Origin of the sequence: Zoogloea oryzae, from assembly GCF_030161255.1 — a bacterium.
Classification (GTDB): domain Bacteria; phylum Pseudomonadota; class Gammaproteobacteria; order Burkholderiales; family Rhodocyclaceae; genus Zoogloea; species Zoogloea oryzae.
Map to the genome: position 1 here is coordinate 1 of NZ_BSPX01000186.1, position 1,423 is coordinate 1,423.

1 protein-coding gene and 1 pseudogene are annotated in these 1,423 nt (G+C 43.5%); both read right to left on the bottom strand.

Translation table 11 applies throughout. The features are described from left to right. Positions 1-730, bottom strand: a 730-nt coding sequence (locus QQK25_RS24685; RefSeq protein WP_284190035.1) for a reverse transcriptase domain-containing protein, incomplete at its 3' end; no start/stop codon positions are given. Between the two features lie 468 nt (positions 731-1,198). After that, positions 1,199-1,381: pseudogene (locus tag QQK25_RS24690) on the bottom strand (hypothetical protein); the annotation flags it as partial. Between the last annotated feature and the right edge of the window lie 42 nt (positions 1,382-1,423).

Consider the following 1,423-nt stretch of genomic DNA (forward strand, 5'->3'; position numbering starts at 1 on the left):
ATTTTCCTGTCTGAGAAAGCAAATCAAGTACATACTTCCTTTGCGATAAGTATATACCTCTTTTGCTTCTCGATACTTCAACACCCAAGAAGTATTTTAGCGTGCCCAAGTCTTTCGTTTGGAACTGCGTGTGCAGGAAGGTTTTGAGCGATGAAATGCCAGTAGTATCACTTCCTGTAATTACTATGTCGTCAACGTAAACAACTAGGAGAATGACACCCTCTTTCGTGTTCTTGAAAAATACAGAGTGGTCTGATTTGCTCTTTCGAAGCCCAAACTGTTCAAGGGCCTGGCTAAACCTTCCAAACCAAGCACGAGGACTTTGTTTCAGCCCATACAACGCTTTTCGTAGACGACACACTCTTCCATACTCCCCCTGAGCAACAAAACCAGGTGGTTGCTCCATATACACCTCTTCATGTAAGTCCCCATGTAGAAACGTGTTCTTAATGTCGAGTTGGTGGAGGTGCCAATCATGGGTGGCAGCCAAGGAGATGAAAAGTCTAATATATGTTAGCTTGGCCACCGGAGAGAAGGTATCAGAATAGTCAACACCATAGGTTTGGGCAAAACCTTTGGCAACTAAGCTGGCCTTTAGTCGAGCAAGGGTTCCATCTGGATTCAGTTTGGTCGTGAAGACCCATTTGCATCCAATTGCTCGTTTCCCTGAAGGAAGAGTAACCAGTTCCCAAGTACCATTGGCATCTAAGGCATTCATTTCCTCGATCATTGCTTTCTGCCAACCTAGATGTTCTAAGGCTTCACGAACAGTTTTAGGGATTGTGATGGAATCAAGGGATGAAACAAAGGCACGTGAAGAAGATGTTAAAAGATTATATGAGATATAAGATGAAATGGGATAGGTACACTGTCGTTTACCTTTGCGTAATGCAATGGGAATGTCATCGGTTGGAAGTGGATCTGATGACGAGGGACCCGGTGTAGGACATGTCTCTGGAGGATTGATGAGTGTGTGAGGTGTCGGGCGAGGGCGTCGAGTGTATACGATGGGTGGTCGAGGAAGAGAAGGTGATGCAACACTAGGAGTATGTTCAATGGTGTTTTCAATGATGGGGTTAGGTGCTAAAGAAGGAGCGACAGGTGAGTTCAAAGGAGTAGAGACTTCTGGTGATGTAATCGAATAGACTAGAAGGTCGTCATCCTCAGGTGGTGGTGATGTTGGTTTCTCAGATGTGAAGTATGGTATGTGTTCCAGAAAAGTGACATCAATAGACACAACGTATTTTTGGAGACTAGGACAATAACATCGATACCCCTTTTGAAGACGAGAGTACTCCAAGAACACACATTTTAAGGATTTTGGATCTAATTTGGTGAGACCTGGACGAACATCCCGAACAAAACATGTACTACCAAAGATTTTTGGATTAACTAGGGTTTTTTAGGAAATAATATTTGTATG